This window comes from Jeotgalibacillus soli (assembly GCF_000829435.1).
Classification (GTDB): domain Bacteria; phylum Bacillota; class Bacilli; order Bacillales; family Jeotgalibacillaceae; genus Jeotgalibacillus; species Jeotgalibacillus soli.
In genome coordinates this window covers 196,277-218,379 of record NZ_JXRP01000019.1, presented here as the reverse complement: position 1 = coordinate 218,379, position 22,103 = coordinate 196,277, and the positions used below count along the sequence as shown (strand labels likewise).

Sequence of the window (22,103 nt, the reverse complement as noted above, 5' to 3'; positions counted from 1 at the left end):
ACACGAAAATCAAGTAATTATAGATAGAGTGCTGTTAATTTGAATAAATTTAATATTAAGAGATCGGAGGCTTACCTGGAATGTTGGTGCGGGGAATAAGCTTCGGTACAATCTTCAATTAAAGGGAGAGTTAGTGGAACATTGTGAGAGTAAAATGATCAAACTTTATTCTAAAGCTGCAGAAGAGGCTAAAAATAAGATAGCCCCCTCTGATTTAATAATTCTTCCATGCCTCATCATACAATTGAAGTAAAATTGGATGCATTAATGTATTCGCCTGATACTCAAACGTTTTTCCGTTGTCATCCGTAATATCTTGATCAATATCTTTTCCGAAAAAAGTGAGTCCTGGCAGTAATTCCTGGGTTAAAAATTTTGTCTCTACTGTAAGATCCACGTTTTCAATGTCGCCACTAATTGCTTCTCTTTTGGCCATTATGAATCCCCAGTTACCGAAGCTTGGAACGTCAATATGAAAGTTTTCCGTATGGAGTCCAGCTTGCCTTACGGTGTAATCGATAGTCCAATAAACTTTCGGAGCGAAGGTGGGGCTTGTTGCCTGAATCATGATTGTGCCACCTGGTCTTAGATGATTTCTAAGCAGCTGATAAAATTGTAAGGTGTATAGCTTATTCAATGATTCATTGTTCGGATCAGGGAAGTCAACTAGTACGACATCATATAGTTCATCTGAGTTCTCAATGAACCGAAAGGCATCCTGATGATGGACGGTTACTCGTGGATCTAAAAAGGATTGCTCATTTAACTGCACAATATCATAATTGGTTTTTGCCAAATCGACTACCGCAGGATCTAAATCGACAAGGTCCACTTGTTTTACTTCGTCATATTTCCATAGTTCTCTTAAAGCGAAGCCATCTCCGCCTCCAAGCACCAACACATGGTTTGGGGTTTCTGTACTGCCTATTGAAGGGTGTACAAGCATTTCATGGTAACGGTATTCATCTGACGAGCTCATTTGAAGCTGTCCGTCAAGAAAAAGGCGAACATCTCCCTGTTCTTTTGTTAATATGATTTGCTGATATTCAGTTTGTTCATGGTGGATAATCGGGTCCCGATAAAGCCGCTGTTCAAATGTAAAGGCTACTTCATCACCCCAAAACACTCCTGATAATAATGTAAGAAAGAACATACCACCAGCTATTAAGTGCAATCTAAAATGGGCAATCTCTTTTTTAAAATAGTAAAGGATCCATATCGCTACAGCAACATTGACAAGTGCTACGATAAAAGCTGTTTTGACCAGACCGAATTCTGGTCTGAGCCAGAAAACAAATAATAATCCGCCAATTAATCCTCCGGCATAATCTGAAAACAGCACTCTAGCTGTACTTTTTCTTAATGTAACACCAATTTCATTCGCCTTCCGAATTAAAATAGGGAGTTCAAGCCCAGTCAATCCACCAACTAGCAGCGTAATGGAGTAAAGGAAGATGGAATCGGTTCCTTCCGGAAGAAAAGCGGTCACACCGAAAAATAAGAAAATAGAAAAGCCCCCGATTAATCCGATCACATATTCAATCCAAATAAAAGATAAAATTAAATTTTTTGTTACATGTTCACTAATAGAAGCGCCAATTCCCATTCCCGTTAAAAAAAGCGAGATGGTGAGGGTATATTGCTTCACACCATCTCCCAAAATATAAGACCCAGCTGCTCCAAATAATACCTCAAAAATAATACCGCAAATGGATACGATGCCTGATGCCCAATAAATGGCTTTGCTTTGATTCGTTCCTAGATCAGTCAGGTTTTTCATTTCATTCTACTCCCTAACCTTGCATTTTCTGCACTAATTATGTAATCGAGGCGCCAATGACAAAGGCCAAACCTACAGAAATAGCAAAGCTAATGATTCCAACTGCAATATTTCCTTGCTTTAACTGTTCTTCAACTGAGAATTTGCGTGTTAATAATTCAAAGATCACATAGGCCAGTAATTGAAGGACCACGCCTATTACACCCCAAATCAATGTTTGCGTCAATGAAAAGCTATTATAAATAGCAAACGCTAAAATAATACAGATCCCAATTATCTTTCCGCTTATGGAAAGAGCCACCGCTTTATTCTCGTTTAGGATTTCATCCCAATCCTTATATTTTCTAGTCAATATCTCAAAAAGAAATAGGCCAATGACAACAATCATAACGGCAATAATAAAATACATGACCGTCAGTAAGAATTCTTCCATGAGGTAGTCCCCTTTCAATTTTTATTTTCCTTCACCAATTCCGCCGCCGCGTACAGAAGACGACCCACCGCGGAGAGAGGGAACTGCGTTCTTTCCTACAAATGTTCCTGCAGAGCCATACCCGCCGTAGCATCGATCTGGATTCGAACGGCATGCCTGACTTCTGTCATTGCTCCAGCTGTTGCCAAAAATATTATTAAGAAAAGTTGCCAAAAGGTAGCCTTCAAAAAAGCTTGGGCTGTAATTATTGCGGACAAATTCCTCACCTGCCAGCTCGATGATAGTATCAGAGGAATCATCTTCTGATTCAGTCAAGGTTACGAACTGATTATCATACACAAGAATTTGTTTGCCATTTCTAGGCTCACTCATCTCTGTGGGCTCTTCATGCTTTTGGAGTTCGCTGGCAACAGAGGAGATATCCTGATCTTCAGCAAGATAGATTCTTGCAAAATCATCGCTATTTTCAGCGGAAGAAACCGTATCGTAGAGCTGATAGCTGCCGCTGATAAAGTCACTGATATCATCACGGAATAGGGAGCCTGATCCACTGCCGCATGCGGACAGAAAAAAAAGCACTCCTGTGATCATTACGGACACTAATGCCTTCTTCATGTTCATCACACGCCTTCCTAAACAGTAGGAAAACTGGCCCGAAACCAAAGGCCAGTTTTGAAAGAAAAGATAAAAAGGATTTGAATTTACGCTCCTTTTATCTTGTCTTTATAGATTTTGTCATTATTATTTACCTAATTTTTTCTTGAGCGCAGCTAGTTCATCTTCTACACCATTATTATCTAATGCATCTAGTTCATCATCAAGGCTTCGGTTTGACGAACGCATATCTTCACTTGTTTCCGCTTCCGCTTCGTACTGAAGGACTTTTTCCTCCATCCGATCAAAGCCGCCTCTGGCTTCATTTCCGCCAAAACCAGACATGCTTCTATTCATTTTCGTACGAGTTTTAGCTGACTCTGCACGCGCTTTTAGTGTATCCTTTTTAAGCTTCATTTCATTGTATTCATTTTTCATTTCATCAAGCTTCGTACGAAGAATCGAAGCGTCTTCTTTCGCAAGTTCATAGGATTCACGAAGAGAAGCGGCCGTATTCGCATGTGTCTTTTTATCTTCCAGTGCGCGGCGGGCTAGATCTTCATTTCCTGATTCCAGTGCTTTAATTGCCTGATCTTCACGTTTAGAGGCCATATTTTCAGCATCTTTCACTTTTTTTTCCAGCATTTTTTCGTTAGCGATGAGTTTGGCGACTGAAGCTTCTGCATCTCGGATATCTTCTTGCATCTCACGCATAAATTGGTCCAGCATTTTTACCGGATCCTCCGCCTTGTCAAGCATTGCATTTAATTCAGAACCAACCACGGTTTTTACTCGTTTAAAAAATTGAAACATTTGTCATTCCTCCACGTAGTTAAATTGTATATTATAGGCTTCCAGCTATAATTTTAATTTCATATTCTTCAATCCCAAACCCGGTGCTGGCTTCAATTTCACTGCCCCAGATTTCCAATGATAAGTACTTTTCTTCTTCCTCATCATAAAAGCTATAATATCGGCATTTAACGCCATCAACATTTTGACTGCGTCCTTCTCCGCGTACAGTGGCTGTTCCAGTTTCATCTTGGTAGTAGGTAACGCCATCAAGTTCGAGCTTTTTCGGAATTGGCTCTTGGACCTTAAGTTTGGACTTTTCATAAATGCCAAGCTCTAGTTCATCATCCATTTCTACACTTAGCCAAATTACCCGGCTCGCACCTTGCAGCTGGTAGGCGTACCATTTAAAGCCATGATCATTGTACGATAGGCTTCCGACTACTTGATAGTCCTCAAGATCGTACGTGACAATGTCACCGACTTTAAGGTTCATAACTGTCCGTTCTTCTATCTCTGGACGTTTTTTTTCTTTACTGCCAAATAATTTTCCAAAAAAACTCATCTCGGTCTCACGTCCTTTTATTCACCCTTTCTAACGTATACAAATTAGTAATACGTATAGAAATAGAGAAAGTTTCTAATAAAGCTATATAATTTTTTTATTATGGTTAAACATAATTAATCGCTGACTTAGGCAAATATTTATTGTTTATTACCTTAATGTAATATGTGATGGATTAAAAAACAAGGAATTAACGACTAATACCATTGCAGTGAAATAAATAGATTAGAATAAAAGTGAACAATGTCGATTAATGGACACCTGTTTATTGAAATACAAGGGAAATATTAATAAATTTCCTTCCTAATATGATTTAATTTCTAAAATTAATGGAGGGTCACTTCAGATGATTTTGTGAATGGATATAATTTGGAAAGGTTATTACTTTGGGTGAAAGGGGTAGCGGAATTAATGGAATAGCCATCGTTCAGATGGTTAAAATTCGTCTTATTAATATAAAGGAAATGATTTTGTTTGTTAAAAAGGCAGAACGTTGGAATTGCTATATAGATATCTAAGTTTCCGTTTAGTCATTGGTCATGTATAAGGTATACCAGCTAACGATCCTGTAAGTCTAATTTTATTCATTGGTATACAAGACAATCTATATCTCTTTTCCATACAATATAGTTAGTCAAAAAATTAATAGTAGTATTTAGGAGGCACAGTGATGACACAAATTTTTGCTCATAGAGGAAGTTCTGGGCGCTATCCCGAAAATACAATGAAGGCCTTTAACGAAGCGTTGAAAACAGGATGCGATGGGATTGAGCTTGACGTTCAGCAAACGAACGATGGAGAGCTTGTTGTCATTCATGATGAAACGGTTAACAGGACGACGAATGGAAGAGGTGCGGTTGCATTGATGAACTGGCGAGAAATTTCTTCATTGGATGCTAGCTATAACAAGAAAAAATGGTTTGTTCGCCATCGAATTCCTCATTTAGAGGAAGTGCTTGAATGGTTAACAAATAATGACATGGTATGCAATATAGAGCTTAAGAATAACAAAGTACCCTACAAAGGGATGGAAGAAAAAGTATTGCAGAAAATTGCACAGTATAGATTAGATGAAAGAATGATCTTATCCTCATTTAATCATCAGTCTGTCTCTGAATTAAACAATTTAGCACCAAATATGGAGAAGGCTCCATTATACTCGAAAAAGGGAATAAACCCTCTTTTGTTGGCTCAATCTGTAGGAGCAACTAGTGTACATGCCAATTTTCGTGCAATATCATATGAACAAATGAAGCAATGTCAGCAAGCGTCTGTAGCCGTTCGGCTTTACACATTAAATAGAAGTAATGCTCTTCAGCGTTGGATGGAAAGCGGAGTCGATGCGATTATAACGGATTATCCGGAGAAGGCGATAAATATTCGTGAATCATTGATCTCAAAGAGAGAACACAAAATCAAAAACACCGATCATTCTAAAAACAATTAGGATGATCGGTGTTTCATTTTAATAAGAAAGTGTAATGCTTATTTATTTTGTGTGTCGTTGGATGCATATTTTTTTGATTTGAATCGGTCTTGAACCTTATTGCGTTTACGGTCTCGATGTAACAAAAATCCAGCTATAAAGCCAATTCCAATAACAAACATGAAAAAGCCAAGAACAAATTGGAACCATAATGCAGGTATCCAATCAGTTTGTATTCCAAATAACATATCTCTCATTAGCTTGATCCCGTAAGCTGCAATGATACCGGGAATAAGCATAATAACGAGTGCGATCATTCTAGTCATAGGCAAATCTCCCTGCAATATTCTAAACAAACTATCCTTCTTTTGAAAATAATTGTCAAGGAAAATGCTTTCATGTACAATATAGTGGGTTGCAAAAAGTTGCGTTGTATAATAGAGGGGATGAAAAAAATTGCAAAAAGTGCTGGTTGTCGGAGCTGGGCGAGGAGGAATTGCCTTGTTACGAGTTATGGCAGAATCTGATGCTTTTCAGATAGTTGGAGTTGTCGACCATGATCCTCAAGCACCGGGACTTGTATTGGCGCACAAGTTAGCTATCGATACAGGACCTGATTGGAAAGTTTTTCTTTCCGATGATCCGGATATCATTATCGATGTGACTGGAGATCCACAAACATTCGTTGATCTTAGAGACGCTAGGTCTAGGCATACGGTTTTGGTTCCTGGGAGCGTGGCATCTTTAATCTATCAATTACTTACAGAGAAGGAAACATTAATTGAACATATGGAGCATGATTCCTTTATACGAGATTTGGTTGTCAATTCCACCCACGATGGCATGATCGGAATTGATTGTGATTACCGCATTATTTTATTTAATAAAAGAGCATCTGAAATGATTGGGATTGATCAGGATAAAGCAATGCACCAATCGATCTATAATGTAATTCCATTAAGCGGATTACCGAGAATTATTGAAACGGGAAGAACTGAAAGTAATCAGGAACTTTTACTGGATAATGGTCATAAGGTGGTCACAACGAGAATTCCGATGATCAATGAACAAGGGGAGATCATCGGAGCGTTCGCTGTGTTTAAAGATATTACAGAGGTTGTTAATTTAGCTGAGGAAATGACAAATTTAAAGGAAATCCAAACGATGCTTGAAGCTATCATTCAATCAAGCGATGATGCGATTTCTGTTGTAGATGAGCACGGCAGGGGGATTTTGATAAACCCTGCTTATACAAGACTAACCGGTTTAACGGAAAATGAAATCCTCAATCAACCCGCAACGGCCGATATATCTGAAGGTGACAGCATGCATATGCAGGTTCTTAAAACCAGGAGACCTGTGCGCGGGGCACATATGAGGGTAGGATCTCACAAAAAAGAAGTCATTGTAAATGTGGCGCCAATTATCGTTAACGGTCATTTAAAGGGAAGTGTCGGTGTCATTCATGACATGTCAGAAATTCAATCTTTAACCAATGAACTCGACCGGGCAAGGCAAATCATTCGAACACTTGAAGCAAAGTATACGTTCGAGGATATTGTGGGAAGCTCTGATGAAATTCAACTTGCAATGGAACAAGCGAGACTTGCGGCCAAGACACAAACCACTGTTTTACTCAGAGGGGAATCAGGAACTGGAAAAGAGTTGTTTGCTCATGCCATACACAATGCCAGTGATAGGAAATACAAATCATTTGTTCGTGTGAATTGCGCCTCCATGCCCTCTGCTTATTTGAAGGAAGCATTGTTTGGAGTTGAAGATCCAAAAGATAATCACCATATTAAAAGAGGGTTAATTGAACAAGCTGGTGAAGGAAGCTTGTTTCTAGATGAAATTGGAGAACTGAGTCTCGATACACAAGAAGCCTTGCTGGAAGCACTGCAGGAGAAAAAGCTGTATCGCTTAAATGGTCAAATAGCCTTGCCGCTCAAGGCAAGCATTATTGCTGCCACAAATAATAATTTGGAACGTGCAATTGCAGATGGTCGTTTTATTGAGGGGCTTTACTATCATTTGACCAGACTGCCCATTCAAATTCCACCGTTGAGAAGACATAAAAGTGACATACCAGCGCTCTGTAAAAGATTGATTCTAAATTTAAATCAGGCGTATGGAAGACATGTAAGAGAAGTCTCACCGGCAGCGATTGATCAGCTCCTTGAGTATGACTGGCCAGGCAATGTGCGTGAACTAGAAAATGTTTTAAGCAGAGCAATGATCTTTATGCGGCACCAGGAAACGATTTTAGAGCCCAAGCATTTAATTCCTCTCTATTCTTCCAACCCCTCAAATAATCGAGAAGGAATCGAACGGTTGAAAGGAAGCTCTTTGGCCGAGAAGCTTGAAAGAGTAGAACAGGAGATTATTGAACAGACCCTTGCTGCTCATAATGGAAATAAAACGGCTGCTGCGAAAGAGCTTGATATATCTATAAGAAATTTATACTACAAAATAGAAAAATATGAATTGGATTTTTAATTATTTTACATAAAGGAGCTGGCGGGTGAGTGGTGTCGTTTCGTTATATTCTAAAGCAGGCAGCAAAAAAGGAAGAAGTAACGGTTTCTGTTGCGGGTGCGGAGGATCTTGAGGTATTGCACGCCGTTCATATGGCGATATCAAGCGAGCTGGCTAATTTTATTTTGGTTGGAGACGAAAGAAAGATAACAGAACTGATTGCAGCCAATTTTCCGGAGCTTGTAGAAAGCGGATCCGTTGTAATACGGCATGCTGTGAGCTCAGCAGAAGCTGCTATGAAGGCCGTCAAAGCAGTAAGCGAAGGTGAAGCGTCCGTATTAATGAAGGGACAGATTGAGACCGCTCCTTTGTTAAAGGAAGTGCTTAATAAAGAGTACGGATTACGAACGGGAAGTGTGTTATCTCATGTTGCTCTTTTTGAGGTTCCATCATTAGAAAGGTCGATCTTCGTAACTGATGCTGGAATGAATGTAGAGCCCGATTTACAGCAAAAAGTACACATTATTCGTAATGCGGTTGAAATTGCACATGTGATCGGGATAAATCTTCCGAGAGTTGCACCTTTAGCTGCAGTTGAAGTGATTAACTCTGCAATGAAAGCAACTATTGATGCGGCTGCGCTGACACAAATGAATAGAAGAGGTCAAATTACTGGCTGCATTGTGGATGGCCCATTAGCGCTTGATAATGCAATTTCAATGGAAGCGGCAAAGCACAAGAGTGTTGGGGGAGAAGTTGCTGGACGAGCAGATATTCTAGTTGTCCCCACACTCGAATCCGGCAATATTTTGTATAAATCACTTATGTATTTTGGTAATAGCCAGGTAGGATCAATCATTGCAGGCGCTAAAGCACCCATTGTATTAACGTCTCGTGCTGATTCTGCTCAAAGTAAGCTAAATTCATTGGCCTTGGCTATTTGCTCATCTAACTAACAACACATCCCTTAGGAGGAATTACATATGGAATTGTTTACTTATATGGAGAAGTACGATTACGAGCAATTGGTGTTCTGTCAGGATAAAAACTCAGGACTTAAAGCTATTATTGCCATTCACGACACAACCTTAGGACCGGCTCTAGGTGGAACGAGAATGTGGACGTATGCTTCTGAGGAAGCCGCTATTGAAGATGCGCTCCGTTTGGCAAAAGGGATGACGTACAAGAATGCTGCTGCTGGACTAAACCTGGGCGGAGGTAAAACGGTTATTATAGGAGATCCGTTAAAGGATAAAAATGAAGAAATGTTTCGGGCATTTGGGCGTTATATACAAGGTCTAGCTGGCAGATACATCACAGCAGAAGATGTGGGAACAACTGTAATGGATATGGATTTGATTCACGAAGAAACAGACTATGTGACAGGGATTTCTCCTGCATTTGGTTCCTCGGGCAACCCATCTCCTGTTACGGCATATGGTGTTTATCGCGGAATTAAAGCCGCCGCACTCGAAGCGTACGGGGATGATTCTTTAGAAGGAAAAACCATTGCTGTTCAGGGTGTCGGAAATGTAGCATTCACGCTTTGCCGTCATCTTCACGAAGAAGGGGCAAAACTGATTGTTACAGATATTAACAAAGCCGCTGTTCAGCGAGCAGTTGATGAGTTTGGGGCACAAGCTGTAGAGCCAAATGAAATTTATGGCGTTCAATGTGACATTTTCGCACCATGTGCACTAGGTGCTGTAATCAATGACGAAACGCTGGAAATATTAAAGGCGCGAGTTGTTGCTGGAGCAGCCAATAACCAGTTAAAAGAAGCACGGCATGGTGATATTTTACATGAGCGTGGAATCGTATACGTGCCTGACTACGTGATCAATGCGGGAGGCGTTATTAATGTGGCAGATGAGCTCTATGGCTATAACCGTGAACGTGCAATGAAAAACGTAGAAACGATCTTTGATAATGTATCGAAAGTATTTGAGATTGCAAAGCGTGACGGTGTTCCTAGCTACGTTGCGGCTGACCGCATGGCTGAAGAGAGAATTGAGCGTGTTGCCCGCTCAAGAAATACGTTTTTGCAAAAAGAGCATCATATTTTAAGCCGTCGATAAGAACAGTCAAATGACTAAGCGTTCGCTGTAGAGCTGGACGCTCAGTTCGTATTATTGGAGGGAAAGTCGTGCAGGAAATACAACACCGTATTTTAGTCATTAACCCTGGATCTACATCTACAAAGATTGGCATATTTGACGGAGAAACGTCTATATTTGAAAAAACGATTCGTCATGACTCAACAGAAATTGGATCGTATGCGAATATTATTGATCAATATGATTTTAGAAAACGAACGATTCTTAAATCACTTGACCAGGAAGGAATGAACATTTCTAAGCTTAGTGCTGTATGTGGTCGTGGAGGGTTGCTTCGCCCTATTGAGGGTGGAACATATGAAGTCAACGAACAAATGCTCAGGGATTTAAAAAAAGGGTATTCAGGTCAGCACGCATCTAACCTAGGTGGAATCATAGCCTATGAAATTGCATCTGGACTGAACATTCCTTCCTTTATTGTTGACCCTGTAGTGGTTGATGAACTAGACGATATTGCTAGGATTTCCGGTTTTTCATTGATTGAGCGGAAAAGTATTTTCCATGCACTAAATCAAAAAGCAGTCTCCTATCGAGTAGCCAAGGAAATCGGGATGAAATATGAAGAATCAACGTTTATAGTCACACATATGGGCGGAGGCATCACAGTTGGCGTTCATAAAAATGGGCGAGTGATCGATGTTAATAACGGACTGCATGGAGACGGTCCATTCAGTCCTGAACGTGCTGGAACTGTACCAGCAGGAGATTTGGTGGATCTGTGTTTTTCCGGTGACTACTATCGAGAAGAGGTTATGAAAAAGCTGGTAGGGCAAGGCGGACTGGTTGGTTATTTAGGGACAAATGACGCCGTTAAAGTTGAGAAAATGATTGAAAACGGTAATCTTGAAGCTAAAAAAGTCTACGAAGCAATGGCTTATCAGGTAGCAAAAGAAATCGGTGCCGCAAGTGCCGTTGTTTTTGGTAAAGTCGATGCAATCATTTTAACTGGTGGGCTTGCCTATGGAAAAGAGTTTGTCAGCAACATTACAGAAAGAGTGAACTGGATCGCAGATGTAATCGTCCAGCCAGGTGAAAATGAATTACAAGCATTGGCAGAAGGAGCGCTGCGAATATTACGTAATGAAGAACAGGTGAAAGTTTACCCAAATAGAAAGCGTGTTGAAATAAAGTAAACGGCAGGGGGAATACATATGTCAAAGGAATATGATCTTGTAATTCTTGGTGGTGGCACAGGTGGATATGTAGCAGCCATTCGTGCGTCTCAGCTTGGTTTGTCTGCTGCGATCGTGGAAAAAGGGAAACTTGGTGGAACTTGTTTACATAAAGGCTGTATCCCGAGCAAAGCTCTCTTAAGAAGTGCAGAAGTATTTGCAACTGCAAAGAATGCAGAAGAATTTGGTGTCATAGTTAACGATGTAGCATTGGACTTTGGGAAAGTGCAAGAAAGAAAATCCTCTATTGTCAATCAGCTTCATAAGGGAGTACAAACGTTGATGAAGCAAGGGGAAATTGATGTGTATGATGGTTTAGGGCGCATCTTAGGCCCTTCGATTTTCTCTCCAACACCTGGAACTATTTCTGTTGAAATGAATGATGGTACAGAAAATGAAATGCTGATTCCAAAAAATGTGATTATCGCTACAGGCTCAAGGCCTCGCTCTTTACCTGGTCTTGATATCGATGGAGAAAAGGTATTAAGTTCTGATGAAGCACTTGCTTTAACGGAGCTTCCAAACTCATTAATTATTGTGGGTGGTGGAGTGATCGGGATTGAGTGGGCCTCCATGATGGCAGACTTTGGGGTAGAGGTGACCGTTATTGAATACGCAGACCGCATAATCCCAACTGAGGATCATGATATTTCAAAAGAAATGCAGAAGCTCCTTAAGAAAAAGGGAATTACGATTATTACAAGTGCGAAAGTGGATGCCGCTTCCTTGGTTAAAGAGAGCAATGTTACCATCACAGCAGAAGTAAAAGGGGAAATGAAAGCTTTTTCTGCTGATAAAATTCTCGTTTCTGTAGGAAGACAGGCCAATGTTGAAGGGATTGGACTAGAAAATACCGATATTGTAGTAGAAAAAGGGTTTATTCATGTGAACGAACTACTTCAAACAAAAGAGTCTCATATTTACGCGATTGGAGATGTCATTGGAGGTCTTCAGCTAGCCCATGTAGCATCACATGAGGGGATACAGGCGGTGGAGCATATTGCCAATCTGGATGTTGTTCCGATTGATTACACGATGATTAGTAAATGTATCTACAGCACACCGGAAGCGGCGAGCGTTGGTCTAACAGAGCAAGAAGCGAAGGAGCAGGGATATGATGTGAAAATTGGTAAGTTCCCGTTCCGCGCCATTGGAAAAGCCTTAGTATTCGGTGAAAGCGATGGTTTTGTAAAAATGATTGCCGATAAAAAAACAAATGACCTTCTTGGTGTTCATATGATCGGACCTCATGTAACAGATATGATTTCAGAAGCTGGCTTAGCAAGAGTGCTAGATGCGACACCTTGGGAAGTGGGACAGACGATTCACCCTCATCCTACACTGAGCGAGGCCATTGGGGAAGCTGCGCTGGCTGTTGATGGAAAAGCAATTCACTCATAATAGTTAAACGACTAAAGGAGGTACATGGTATGGTAAAAAACCGTCACCAGGAGCTTGGATTAACAGATGATCAAGTTCTTGAAATATTTGAAACGATGTTATTAGCTCGGAGAATTGACGAGCGTATGTGGTTATTAAACCGTTCGGGTAAAATTCCTTTTGTTATTTCCTGTCAGGGTCAGGAAGCAGCTCAGGTAGGGGCAGCATATGCACTTGATAAAGAGAAGGACTACGCTCTTCCTTATTACCGGGATATGGGTGTTGTACTGCATTTTGGTATGACGGCAAGAGAACTGATGCTATCAGGATTTGCAAAAGCAGAGGATCCAAACTCAGGAGGACGTCAAATGCCAGGCCATTTTGGTCAAAAGAAAAACCGTATAGTAACAGGATCCTCTCCTGTGACGACACAAGTGCCGCATGCGGTTGGTATTGCTCTTGCTGGAAGAATGGAGAAAAAAGACTTAGTGACCTTTGTTACATTTGGTGAAGGATCATCCAATCAAGGTGACTTTCATGAAGGAGCTAATTTTGCCGGTGTACATAAGCTTCCGGTTATTTTCATGGTAGAGAATAACAAGTATGCGATTTCAGTTCCGATTGAAAAACAGCTTGCTTGTGAAAAGGTATCTGATCGAGCCATAGGTTACGGTATGCCGGGAGTGACAGTAGATGGAAATGACCCGCTTGAGGTGTATCGTGTTGTCAAAGAAGCAGCTGATCGTGCACGTAGAGGAGAAGGTCCTTCTTTAGTCGAAACGGTTTCCTATCGATTAACGCCCCATTCATCTGATGATGATGATCGTACTTATCGTTCACCAGATGAGGTAGCAAAAGCGAAATCTCTTGACCCTATTATTACCTTCGGTGCCTATTTGAAAGAAACCAAGGTATTGGACGATGAACTTGAAAAAGAAATTAATGATCGAATAATGAAGAACGTTAATGAAGCGACTGAATATGCAGAACAGGCTCCTTATGCAGACCCTGAATCCGCTCTTAAATATGTTTACGCAGAAGAAAATTAAGGAGGAACGAACCGATGCCAGTAATTTCATATATTGATGCTGTTACATTAGCAATGAAGGAAGAAATGGAACGGGACGAGCGCGTGTTTGTTCTTGGAGAAGACGTAGGAAAAAAAGGGGGCGTATTTAAAGCAACACACGGTCTATACGATCAGTTTGGAGAAGAGCGTGTGATTGATACGCCGCTAGCTGAGTCAGCGATTGCTGGAGTAGGAATCGGAGCAGCGATGTATGGTATGCGCCCAATTGCAGAAATGCAGTTTGCAGATTTCATTATGCCAGCAATAAACCAAATTATTTCTGAAGCAGCAAGAATAAGATATCGTTCAAATAATGATTGGAATTGCCCAATGGTTATTCGTGCTCCCTATGGTGGGGGGGTTCATGGTGCTCTTTATCATTCTCAATCAGTGGAAGCGATCTTTGCTAATCAGCCTGGTTTGAAAATTGTAATGCCTTCAACGCCTTATGACGTAAAAGGACTATTGAAAGCAGCAATACGTGACGATGATCCTGTCCTCTTTTTTGAGCATAAGCGTGCTTATCGCTTAATTAAAGGCGAAGTTCCCGACGAGGATTATACACTGCCAATTGGAAAAGCAGATGTGAAGCGTCAAGGAGAGGACATAACAGTGATTACATACGGTTTATGTGTCCATTTTGCGCTGCAAGCTGCTGAACGATTAGCTAAGGATGGCTATTCTGCTCATATTCTGGATTTGCGAACAATCTATCCGTTAGACAAAGAAGCTATTATGGAAGCGGCGTCTAAAACAGGTAAGGTACTGCTGTTAACAGAAGACAACAAAGAAGGCAGTATTATGGGTGAAGTTTCAGCTATTATTGCAGAAAACTGTTTGTTTGATCTTGATGCACCTATTATGCGTCTTGCCGGTCCAGATATACCCGCAATGCCATACGCACCAACAATGGAAAAGTATTTTATGGTAAACCCTGATAAAGTGGAAAAAGCGATGCGAGAATTAGCCGAATATTAATCGATGAACAGAGGAGGACATTCCCTTGGGTATTGAAAAAATCACAATGCCGCAGCTTGGCGAGTCGGTGACAGAAGGAACAATTGAAAAATGGCTTGTTGCTCCCGGCGATTATGTAAATAAATATGATTCGATCGCAGAAGTGAATACGGATAAAGTTAATGCAGAGGTTCCATCTTCCTTTACCGGAGTGATCAAAGAGCTGATCGGTCAAGAAGGCGACACCCTTGAGGTTGGAGAAATCATTTGTACAATTGAAGTAGAGGGTAGTACTTCGTCAGAAGCTGCTGGTCCAATTAGTACTGAACAAAATGCTGCTTCATCTGCTGAAAAAGCGGTCAAAGTAACGGCAGATGGACAAAAGGCTAGATACTCTCCAGCTGTTTTACGACTATCACAGGAACATGATATCGATCTTGAACAAGTTACCGGAAGTGGAAAAGACGGCCGAATTACACGAAAAGACCTGCAGAAATTAATTGACAGCGGGAATGTGCCAAAAGCAGGTTTTTCTGCAGGCGAAGCGCCAGCAGGAAAACCTGTACAGCGAACTGCGCCACAAAAACAGCAAGAGCCGGTTTCCATACCAACAGCAGCTGGTGATATTGAAATTCCTGTTACAGGTGTCCGCAAAGCTATTGCTGCAAATATGGTAAAGAGTTTACATGAAGCGCCGCATGCGTGGACAATGATAGAAGTGGATGTCACAAATTTAGTTGCCTACCGCGATTCGATCAAAACAGAATTTAAACAGAATGAAGGATTTAACCTTACTTATTTCGCATTTTTCGTAAAAGCAGTCTCACAAGCATTAAAAGAGTTCCCTCAAATGAATAGCATGTGGGCAGGAGATAAAATTATTCAGAAGAAAGCTATTAATATCTCCATTGCCGTAGCAACAGAGGATGCATTATTTGTTCCCGTCATTAAAAATGCCGACGAAAAAACAATTAAGGGCATAGGACGTCAAATTCATGAGCTAGCACAGAAGGTTCGTACAGGAAAGCTGAGATCTGAAGATATGCAAGGCGGCACATTTACTGTTAACAACACAGGATCATTTGGTTCCGTTCAATCAATGGGTATTATTAATCATCCTCAGGCAGCGATCCTGCAGGTGGAATCGATTGTTAAACGTCCAGTTATTATTGATGGCATGATTGGAATACGTGATATGGTGAATCTATGCTTATCACTTGACCACCGTGTGCTAGACGGTTTAGTGTGTGGAAGATTCCTTCAACGCGTGAAGGAAATTCTGGAAAATAGTTCAAAAGAGAATTCATCTCTATATTAGATTGACTTAAGCTAGATGTCCTTTTTAGGAGGTCTAGCTTTTTTGAATCGTAATATTTCTTTCATCCACTGCCTGTTTATACTAAAATAGAAGCAGATTGATTGAAAGCGATTTCAAATCATGAAGGGAGGGAAGCTGCCTGGCAGCGGCCGTATGACAAAAAACGACAGCCGCCAATCATTTTTTGGGGCGTATTCAAAAGAGGATTGGGAAAAATTAGTGGTATCATCATTAAAGGGACGACCACTGCAAGATCTACATACAGCAACATACGAAGGTATTACCCTGCAGCCATTGTATACGGAATGGGAGCCTCCGTCCTCAAATCACCCATCAAGATGGTGGAGTCAAACTGAAACTTGGCATGTAGCACAGCAGGTTCAAGGAATGACCATCGATAATATTATCGATCGGGTTAAGGAAGAGATTGAGAAAGGAACGGAAGTCATATCCTTGAGGGACTCCACAGAAGAAGATTGGAGATCAGAGGATGTAAAGCGTCTTTTATCCATTCAATCATCACCACATCTCTTTATCACAGAGGCAAAGATTGTAGATCAGCTGTCGCCATTTTTGATCGAGCACGCCTGCCGCACTAATGTAATGGGCGTCTTAGGATACGATTTTCTATCACAAGCAGCTGTTTATGACAGAAAAGTAACACAGGATCATAAAAAGAAATGGGCGCATCGTTTAAATGATGTTTCTAATGCGTATCCAAACGTTAAATCGATTGTTATCTCAACAGTCCCCTATCACCAGGCAGGTGCGAATGCAGTTCAGGAGCTTAGCGCAGCATTGGCTGAAGCTGCTTGGTATATTGATTATTTATCAGAGGAGGGCTGGACAGTTAACGAAGTTGTTAGGCGCATGCATATTCAATTTGCGACAGGTTCAACCTTCTTTTTGGAAGTAGCGAAGCTACGAGCGTTCCGTGCACTTTGGAGCCATTTTATGGGCTCTTACAATGTCGATATGCTCTCTGTATCAATTGGAACAGAAAGCTCATCTTTTAATAAAACGATACAAGATCCGCATGTGAATATTTTAAGAAGCGGAAATGAAGCATTCGCGGCAGCGCTTGGGGGAGTGAATTATCAGCATGTTGAGCCGTTTAACACTACCTATGAAGAACCAACAGGCTTTTCAGCGCGAATTGCCCGGAATATTCAATTGATATTAAAGAAAGAAGTTTTTTTAGACGGGCTAATGGATCCAGCTGGCGGTTCTTATTATGTTGAATCACTAACTAAACAATTATCTGATCAAGCTTGGCAGTATTTTTTACTGATTGAAGACCATGGAGGAATTGAAGAAACTCTTGTTAGTGGATGGCTGCAGAATCAAATTGATGAAATATGGAAGCAAAGGCAAGTGGACGTCGCCACTAGAAAAAAAACCATTGTTGGCACTAACAGGTATGCTCCTTATGAGAAAAACCAAGTTACAAAAGGAACCAAAAATGAGCAAGATTTAAAGCTCAATCCATTAAGAAAACGTACAATTGGTCAAGATTGGGAAGCTTTGCTATCAAAAGTTTTGAAAAAGCAGTATATGGGTCAGATGGCAGCAGTTCAGCTTGTCTGTCTAGGATCATTAAAAGAATATAAGCCGCGAGCAGATTTTGTTCAAGGGATTCTTAGTGCTGCAGGGATTAATTGGACCTATGATTTGCAAACAAATGAACCGGTACAAATTATTTGTGGAACAAATCAAGCATACGAAAACCAACTAGATGAAATATTGCACGAAAAAACAGAGGATGTAAAAATATATATAGCTGGAAAACCAGCAGAAGAAAAGCTTATTGAATGGCAGGAAAAGGGACTTAACGGCGTCATTTACGACGGTATGAATGTCATTCAATTTTTGGATGAACTAGTACAACTGCTGGAAGTAGAGGTGATGAAATCATGAAGCCAAATTTTAAAGAGCGGCCATTTAACTTTGATCGATTAAATACGATTTTTATTCCTGAAGGACCGCCAATAGAAACGAATGAAGAGATCACTGTAAAACCTGCCTATCACAAATCAGATCATGAAAAGCTCACCCATTTGGCAGACTTACCAGGCCTGCCTCCATTTACACGTGGACCTTATCCAAGTATGTATGTTAGCCGACCTTGGACAGTTAGACAGTATGCTGGCTTTTCAACGGCGGAAGAAAGTAATGCATTTTACCGAAGGAATTTAGAGATGGGGCAAAAGGGTTTGTCTGTTGCCTTCGATTTAGCCACTCATAGAGGCTATGACTCTGATCATCCGAGGGTGACAGGAGATGTTGGAAAAGCAGGTGTCGCGATCGATTCTGTAGAGGATATGAAAATCCTTTTTGATGGAATCCCACTTGATCAAATGTCTGTATCGATGACGATGAATGGTGCTGTTCTGCCCATCATGGCGTTTTATATTGTTGCGGCAGAAGAGCAGGGAGTATCTCCATCAGCGCTCTCAGGGACCATACAAAATGATATTTTAAAAGAATATATGGTTCGAAATACATATATATACCCTCCTGAAATATCCATGAAGATTATTGCAGATATATTTTCTTTTACTGCAGCTGAAATGCCAAAGTTTAACTCCATCAGTATCTCGGGCTATCATATACAAGAAGCAGGTGCACCAGCTGACTTAGAGCTGGCTTATACATTGGCAGATGGGCTTGAGTATGTAAAGACAGGCCTGAATGCTGGTATTGACATCGATCAATTTGCTCCCCGCTTATCATTTTTCTGGGGGATTGGGATGAATTATTTTATGGAGGTTGCAAAAATGAGAGCGGCCAGAAGAATGTGGGCAACGCTCATTGCCGAGTTTGAACCGAAGAATACAAAATCATTAGCATTAAGAACACATTCTCAAACTTCGGGATGGTCACTAACTGAACAGGACCCCTTCAATAATGTGATGCGTACATTAATTGAAGCGCATGCAGCAGTAATGGGACACACGCAATCATTGCATACAAATGCACTTGATGAAGCCATCGCCCTTCCAACAGATTTTTCAGCGCGCATTGCTAGAAATACACAGCTTTTTTTGCAGGAAGAGACTGGTATTACCGATGTAATTGATCCTTGGGGCGGTTCTTATTATGTGGAAACGCTAACAAATGAGTTAATGGAGAAAGCGTGGAAGCACATTGAAGAAATTGAAGCACTCGGAGGAATGACGAAAGCGATTGAAACCGGCTTGCCAAAAATGAAAATAGAAGAAGCGGCAGCAAAAAGGCAGGCGAAAATTGATTCCGGAACAGAAATAATTATTGGCGTCAATCAATACAGGCTGAAGAAGGAGGAAGCGATCGATATTTTATCCATCGATAATGCCATCGTACGTAAAAGTCAGCTTGATCGATTGCGGCGCATAAAAGAAACGCGTGATGAAGAACAAGTGTCTGAGAAACTGGCAGCTTTAAAAAAAGCGGTTGAAACAGGTGAGGGGAATTTACTTGCCGTTGCCATCGACGCAGCTCGAGTTCGCGCTACACTTGGAGAGATTTCGAGTGCTATTGAGGAGGTGCATGGCCGTCATAAGGCTGTGATTCGATCGATAAGCGGTGTGTACAGCCAATCTTTTTCTCAAGCAGACGAGATTCAATCTGTAAGAGAACTGGCGGAAGAGTTTTTAGAGGCTGAGGGCAGAAGACCAAGAATTCTTATTGCGAAAATGGGACAGGATGGGCATGATCGGGGAGCGAAGGTTATCGCGACGGCATTTGCAGATTTAGGCTTTGATGTTGATATTGGTCCTCTCTTTCAAACGCCCGAGGAAACAGCCCTGCAAGCCATTGAAAATGACGTCCATGTCATCGGTGTAAGCTCGCTTGCAGCTGGTCACTTGACACTGGTGCCTGATTTAATAGGCGAACTGAAAAAATGGGGTCGTGAAGATGTGCTAGTTGTCGTTGGCGGTGTCATCCCAGCACAGGACTATCAATTTTTGCTTGAAAATGGTGCAGCCGCCATATTTGGTCCCGGTACGGTTATTCCTGTTGCAGCTGAAAAAGTGATTGAAGAAATTTACAAGCGTCTTGGCTATGAGGAAGTGCAAGAGGATGAATGAGGAGAATCAGCCTCCAAGTACCGCAAAATTTGCAAAGAAAAAGGTTTTTAGAAAAAAGGAATCAAGAGAAATATCAATTGATCATATGGTACAGGGTATTAAAAAGGGTGATCGTATGGCACTCTCTCGTGGAATCACCCTCGTTGAAAGCCAGGCGAAGAGACACCGTGATCTTGCTAACAATCTTGTACACGAGCTTTTGCCTAATGCGGGAAACAGTCTTCGAATTGGGGTCACGGGTGTTCCAGGAGCAGGGAAAAGCACGTGGATTGAATCGTTCGGGAAAAAACTTGTGGATCTGGGGAATCGTGTTGCAATACTGGCTATAGATCCAAGCTCTACACTGTCTGGGGGAAGTATACTGGGGGATAAAACAAGGATGGAACAGCTATCACATCACCCGAATGTGTTTATTCGTCCTTCCGCTACAGCAGGAACTCTAGGAGGCGTGCATAGAATGACACGTGAAACCATTGTGCTTTGTGAGGCTGCAGGATTTGATCGAATTATCGTGGAAACGGTTGGAGTCGGTCAAAGTGAAGTGGTGGTAAGGGGGATGGTTGATTTCTTCATGCTGCTGGCACTCACAGGCGGAGGAGACGAGCTTCAAGGAATGAAAAAAGGCATTATGGAGCTGGTTGATGCGGTGATCGTGAATAAAGCTGATGGTAACAATAAAGAACATGCTATTCGTGGTGCAGCCGAGTATAAACAGCTTCTTCATTACGTGCACCCTGCAACACCGGGGTGGGAAACAAAAGCTTTCGCATGTTCTGCGATTGAAGGCTTCGGGATGGATGATGTTTATCAGATGACTCAGCAATTCTATGATGAAACGCTCGAAAATGGTGTCCTTAAAGAAAGAAGAGCCGGCCAGTCGCTGGATTGGATGAAGCAGATGATTCACAATCGGCTACTTGATGATTTTTTACAGGAAAATAATAGAAGTAAAAAGCTAAAGGATCTTCAGCTGCAGGTGAAAAGCGGGGATATTACACCAGCACAGGCGGTTGAAATGCTATTTTTAAAGGAATAAAAATGAACGGTTTCAAAGTGAAGCCATCCGATGATCTAGGGGCTGACATTTAGATTCAATCGTAAAATATCTAAAATTTAAGCTATGATAAAGTCCATTGATAATTTTTGCACAGCATTGATTGGAGCGGAAGGCGAGCGCCAGCGTGCTGCAATCAATAGACTCGTTTAACAAAGCCAACACTTAAAATCAAAATTAATTTTTTTCGTTTTCAAATGTAAATATTTGATTCAAGGGAGAATTTGTTCTATCATTATTATGCAAATCAACTGTAAAGGAGAGACATCGAATGAGCATGGATTTTAATATTTTTATGAATGACGTAGTTCGTCAGGCCCGTGAAGAAATCGAAGCAGCAGGTTATGAACAGCTTCGTACTCCTGAAGAAGTAGATAGTGTCTTTTCTGAAAAAGGAACTACTCTAGTTATGATCAATTCTGTTTGTGGCTGTGCAGGAGGAATTGCCCGTCCAGCAGCAACACATTCCGTACATTATGATAAACGTCCAGACCGTCTTGTAACCGTATTTGCTGGTCAAGATAAAGAAGCAACTGCTAAAGCAAGAAGTTATTTTACTGGCTATCCGCCATCATCACCGTCTTTTGCTTTATTAAAAGACGGTGAGCTCGTCACAATGGTTGAGCGTCATGAAATTGAAGGCCATGATCCAATGTCAGTTATTACCCATCTACAGGGATTATTTGAAGTACATTGTGAAGAGGTCTGATAAAATAGAAAAATGCATGCAGTAATGCATGCGTTTTTCTACGAGGTAAAACGAATAATTATTCTTAAAAATGAATATTAATGAAATCTGCAATCTTTTAAACGAATAAGCGCTTTCTTTTTTCTGAATAGTTATTTTATTTTAAAATCAAGAAAAAACCATTGCGTAATAACAGATGCGTGGTAAAAT

19 protein-coding genes are annotated in these 22,103 nt (G+C 41.0%); 13 read left to right on the top strand and 6 right to left on the bottom strand.

The window, feature by feature from the left end; translation table 11 throughout:
• Nucleotides 1-214 precede the first annotated feature (214 nt).
• The 5 genes from KP78_RS15265 to KP78_RS15245 form a co-directional block, all read right to left on the bottom strand.
• A complete protein-coding gene (locus tag KP78_RS15265) occupies nucleotides 215-1,780 on the bottom strand; it encodes a polyamine aminopropyltransferase (protein WP_041090214.1) in 1,566 nt (521 codons plus the stop codon).
• A gap of 37 nt (nucleotides 1,781-1,817) precedes the next feature.
• Entirely contained in the window at nucleotides 1,818-2,213 is a 396-nt protein-coding gene (locus tag KP78_RS15260) for a DUF350 domain-containing protein (RefSeq protein ID WP_041090213.1), read from the bottom strand.
• Nucleotides 2,214-2,234: 21 nt separating this feature from the next.
• Entirely contained in the window at nucleotides 2,235-2,834 is a 600-nt protein-coding gene (locus KP78_RS15255; protein ID WP_235420956.1) for a DUF4247 domain-containing protein, read from the bottom strand.
• Nucleotides 2,835-2,954: 120 nt separating this feature from the next.
• The gene (locus tag KP78_RS15250) at nucleotides 2,955-3,620 is read right to left on the bottom strand and encodes a PspA/IM30 family protein (RefSeq protein ID WP_041090212.1); all 666 of its coding nucleotides are present in this window, start codon (nucleotides 3,618-3,620) and stop codon (nucleotides 2,955-2,957) included.
• Between the two features lie 31 nt (nucleotides 3,621-3,651).
• On the bottom strand, nucleotides 3,652-4,164 hold the full coding sequence (locus KP78_RS15245; RefSeq protein ID WP_041090211.1) for a DUF4178 domain-containing protein: 513 nt from the start codon (nucleotides 4,162-4,164) through the stop codon (nucleotides 3,652-3,654).
• A 670-nt stretch (nucleotides 4,165-4,834) separates the two neighbouring features.
• Between KP78_RS15245 and KP78_RS15240 the strand changes: the two genes are divergently transcribed.
• The gene (locus tag KP78_RS15240) at nucleotides 4,835-5,611 is read left to right on the top strand and encodes a glycerophosphodiester phosphodiesterase (protein WP_052474863.1); all 777 of its coding nucleotides are present in this window, start codon (nucleotides 4,835-4,837) and stop codon (nucleotides 5,609-5,611) included.
• A gap of 38 nt (nucleotides 5,612-5,649) precedes the next feature.
• Here KP78_RS15240 and KP78_RS15235 read toward each other — a convergent pair whose 3' ends face one another.
• A complete protein-coding gene (locus KP78_RS15235) occupies nucleotides 5,650-5,916 on the bottom strand; it encodes a DUF2627 domain-containing protein (RefSeq protein WP_041090210.1) in 267 nt (88 codons plus the stop codon).
• A 130-nt stretch (nucleotides 5,917-6,046) separates the two neighbouring features.
• Between KP78_RS15235 and KP78_RS15230 the strand changes: the two genes are divergently transcribed.
• From KP78_RS15230 to KP78_RS15175, 12 genes are all read left to right on the top strand, one after another.
• Nucleotides 6,047-8,089 carry a sigma-54-dependent Fis family transcriptional regulator gene (locus KP78_RS15230; RefSeq protein WP_041090209.1) on the top strand — a complete coding sequence of 681 codons (2,043 nt, stop codon included), beginning with the start codon at nucleotides 6,047-6,049 and terminating at the stop codon, nucleotides 8,087-8,089.
• 32 nt (nucleotides 8,090-8,121) lie between these two features.
• Nucleotides 8,122-9,024, top strand: a complete 903-nt coding sequence (yqiS, locus tag KP78_RS15225) for a phosphate butyryltransferase (RefSeq protein ID WP_041090614.1) — start codon at nucleotides 8,122-8,124, stop codon at nucleotides 9,022-9,024.
• Between the two features lie 27 nt (nucleotides 9,025-9,051).
• Nucleotides 9,052-10,146, top strand: a complete 1,095-nt coding sequence (gene bcd, locus KP78_RS15220; protein ID WP_041090208.1) for a branched-chain amino acid dehydrogenase — start codon at nucleotides 9,052-9,054, stop codon at nucleotides 10,144-10,146.
• Between the two features lie 68 nt (nucleotides 10,147-10,214).
• Nucleotides 10,215-11,318, top strand: coding sequence for a butyrate kinase (gene buk, locus KP78_RS15215; RefSeq protein ID WP_041090207.1), 1,104 nt, complete (start codon nucleotides 10,215-10,217; stop codon nucleotides 11,316-11,318).
• A gap of 18 nt (nucleotides 11,319-11,336) precedes the next feature.
• A complete protein-coding gene (lpdA, locus tag KP78_RS15210; RefSeq protein WP_041090206.1) occupies nucleotides 11,337-12,758 on the top strand; it encodes a dihydrolipoyl dehydrogenase in 1,422 nt (473 codons plus the stop codon).
• Nucleotides 12,759-12,787: 29 nt separating this feature from the next.
• Complete coding sequence (locus tag KP78_RS15205) at nucleotides 12,788-13,786, top strand: thiamine pyrophosphate-dependent dehydrogenase E1 component subunit alpha (protein ID WP_041090205.1); 999 nt, start codon at nucleotides 12,788-12,790, stop codon at nucleotides 13,784-13,786.
• A gap of 14 nt (nucleotides 13,787-13,800) precedes the next feature.
• A complete protein-coding gene (locus tag KP78_RS15200) occupies nucleotides 13,801-14,784 on the top strand; it encodes an alpha-ketoacid dehydrogenase subunit beta (RefSeq protein WP_041090204.1) in 984 nt (327 codons plus the stop codon).
• 25 nt (nucleotides 14,785-14,809) lie between these two features.
• On the top strand, nucleotides 14,810-16,081 hold the full coding sequence (locus tag KP78_RS15195) for a dihydrolipoamide acetyltransferase family protein (protein ID WP_041090203.1): 1,272 nt from the start codon (nucleotides 14,810-14,812) through the stop codon (nucleotides 16,079-16,081).
• A gap of 120 nt (nucleotides 16,082-16,201) precedes the next feature.
• The gene (locus tag KP78_RS15190; protein ID WP_041090202.1) at nucleotides 16,202-17,998 is read left to right on the top strand and encodes a methylmalonyl-CoA mutase family protein; all 1,797 of its coding nucleotides are present in this window, start codon (nucleotides 16,202-16,204) and stop codon (nucleotides 17,996-17,998) included.
• On the top strand, nucleotides 17,995-20,151 hold the full coding sequence (gene scpA / locus KP78_RS15185; protein ID WP_041090201.1) for a methylmalonyl-CoA mutase: 2,157 nt from the start codon (nucleotides 17,995-17,997) through the stop codon (nucleotides 20,149-20,151). The genes KP78_RS15190 and scpA overlap by 4 nt, the downstream gene beginning before the upstream one ends.
• The gene (meaB, locus tag KP78_RS15180; protein ID WP_052474862.1) at nucleotides 20,144-21,187 is read left to right on the top strand and encodes a methylmalonyl Co-A mutase-associated GTPase MeaB; all 1,044 of its coding nucleotides are present in this window, start codon (nucleotides 20,144-20,146) and stop codon (nucleotides 21,185-21,187) included. The genes scpA and meaB overlap by 8 nt, the downstream gene beginning before the upstream one ends.
• Nucleotides 21,188-21,476: 289 nt before the next feature.
• Nucleotides 21,477-21,914, top strand: coding sequence for a BrxA/BrxB family bacilliredoxin (locus KP78_RS15175; RefSeq protein WP_041090200.1), 438 nt, complete (start codon nucleotides 21,477-21,479; stop codon nucleotides 21,912-21,914).
• Nucleotides 21,915-22,103 lie beyond the last annotated feature (189 nt).

Excerpts from the sequence above, each read along its gene's own strand:
- KP78_RS15265 (WP_041090214.1), bottom strand. The coding sequence starts at position 1,780 with ATGAAAAACCTGACTGATCTAGGAACGAATCAAAGCAAAGCCATTTAT.
- KP78_RS15260 (WP_041090213.1), bottom strand. The coding sequence starts at position 2,213 with ATGGAAGAATTCTTACTGACGGTCATGTATTTTATTATTGCCGTTATG.
- KP78_RS15255 (WP_235420956.1), bottom strand. The coding sequence starts at position 2,834 with ATGAACATGAAGAAGGCATTAGTGTCCGTAATGATCACAGGAGTGCTT.
- KP78_RS15250 (WP_041090212.1), bottom strand. The coding sequence starts at position 3,620 with ATGTTTCAATTTTTTAAACGAGTAAAAACCGTGGTTGGTTCTGAATTA.
- KP78_RS15245 (WP_041090211.1), bottom strand. The coding sequence starts at position 4,164 with ATGAGTTTTTTTGGAAAATTATTTGGCAGTAAAGAAAAAAAACGTCCA.
- KP78_RS15240 (WP_052474863.1), top strand. The coding sequence starts at position 4,835 with ATGACACAAATTTTTGCTCATAGAGGAAGTTCTGGGCGCTATCCCGAA.
- KP78_RS15235 (WP_041090210.1), bottom strand. The coding sequence starts at position 5,916 with ATGACTAGAATGATCGCACTCGTTATTATGCTTATTCCCGGTATCATT.
- bcd (WP_041090208.1), top strand. The coding sequence starts at position 9,052 with ATGGAATTGTTTACTTATATGGAGAAGTACGATTACGAGCAATTGGTG.
- lpdA (WP_041090206.1), top strand. The coding sequence starts at position 11,337 with ATGTCAAAGGAATATGATCTTGTAATTCTTGGTGGTGGCACAGGTGGA.
- KP78_RS15205 (WP_041090205.1), top strand. The coding sequence starts at position 12,788 with ATGGTAAAAAACCGTCACCAGGAGCTTGGATTAACAGATGATCAAGTT.
- KP78_RS15200 (WP_041090204.1), top strand. The coding sequence starts at position 13,801 with ATGCCAGTAATTTCATATATTGATGCTGTTACATTAGCAATGAAGGAA.
- KP78_RS15190 (WP_041090202.1), top strand. The coding sequence starts at position 16,202 with ATGAAGGGAGGGAAGCTGCCTGGCAGCGGCCGTATGACAAAAAACGAC.
- scpA (WP_041090201.1), top strand. The coding sequence starts at position 17,995 with ATGAAGCCAAATTTTAAAGAGCGGCCATTTAACTTTGATCGATTAAAT.
- meaB (WP_052474862.1), top strand. The coding sequence starts at position 20,144 with ATGAATGAGGAGAATCAGCCTCCAAGTACCGCAAAATTTGCAAAGAAA.
- KP78_RS15175 (WP_041090200.1), top strand. The coding sequence starts at position 21,477 with ATGAGCATGGATTTTAATATTTTTATGAATGACGTAGTTCGTCAGGCC.